Origin of the sequence: Streptomyces sp. WAC05292 (assembly GCF_003949955.1) — a bacterium.
Taxonomy (GTDB): Bacteria; Actinomycetota; Actinomycetes; order Streptomycetales; family Streptomycetaceae; genus Streptomyces; species Streptomyces globosus.
This window is the reverse complement of the sequence record NZ_RPSE01000767.1, coordinates 1-1,001: the sequence shown is the minus strand read 5'-3', so window position 1 is coordinate 1,001 and position 1,001 is coordinate 1. Positions and strand designations below refer to the sequence as shown.

The window sequence follows — 1,001 nt, the reverse complement described above, 5'->3', positions numbered from 1 at the left end:
GTGTCCATGCGCTCTCCTGGGGGCGTCGTCCGGGGGGCCGGGGCCGCTCGGCTGTACCGGGAGCCCCAGTCTTCACGCGGCGGCGGCCCCGCACAACGGGCGGATCCGGCCGAAGGGATGGCCGAAGGCCCGCCCCGACCGGTGCCGGGGCGGGCCCGCTCAGCGGGTGCCGCCACCGGTGCCGGGCGCGGCCGTGAGGGCGGCGGCGGCCGCGAAGAGGCGGGCGCAGCGCTGCGTCATGGCCGCCGGCGACTGTTCGGGGTGCTTGGTCCACCAGCGGACGAGGGTGGCGACCATGTCCCGCCAGACGTACGCCAGGGCGTCGGCGTCCAGGGGGTCGGCGGAGCCGGACCGGCGGAGCAGGTCGGCGGTTCCGCCGGCCGCGAGCCGGTCGATCGCCCCCCGGTACTCGGCGGTGCGGGCGGCTGCCTCGCCCCCGGGCGGGAGGGTCGTGTCGTACAGCACGAACCACGCCTCGCGCTGCCCCTCCAGCGCGGTGAAGATGCCGTTCAGGACCCTCAGCGGGGTCTCCCCGGTGGTCCCTCCGGAGCCCATGGCGGTGGTGACGGCGCCCAGGATGCGCTCCCCGACCGGGACGAGGCAGGCGGTGTACAGGGCTTCCTTGGTGCCGAAGTACTGGTGGAGCAGCGTCTTGGTGACGCCGACCTGCGCGGCGATCGCGGCGAGCGAGGCGGCGGCGTAGCCGCGGGTGCCGAACTCCCTGGTGGCGGCCTCCAGGATCTGCTGCTGGCGGTCCCGGCGGGGAACGCCCTTGGTGCCGGCCTTGGAGCGAGGGGTTGCCATGGGCGGATATTAACAGTAAGTAATTTACCCCGGGGTAAGTTCAGCGGGGCGGCGGAGTCGTGTCAGCACGCTCCGCTCCCTCGCCCGTTTCCCGCCCTGCACCAGCGGCACAGCCACCCCATCCGCACCCGCACCCGCACCCCCGCCCCGGGGCGCGGGCGGGGCCCGACCCCGGAGCACACCATGGCCGGCACCAC

1 protein-coding gene is annotated in these 1,001 nt (G+C 75.3%); it reads right to left on the bottom strand.

Going from position 1 to position 1,001, the window contains the following annotated elements; genetic code table 11:
- Nucleotides 1-159 precede the first annotated feature (159 nt).
- Nucleotides 160-804, bottom strand: coding sequence for a TetR/AcrR family transcriptional regulator (locus EF903_RS32920; protein ID WP_125548571.1), 645 nt, complete (start codon nucleotides 802-804; stop codon nucleotides 160-162).
- Nucleotides 805-1,001 lie beyond the last annotated feature (197 nt).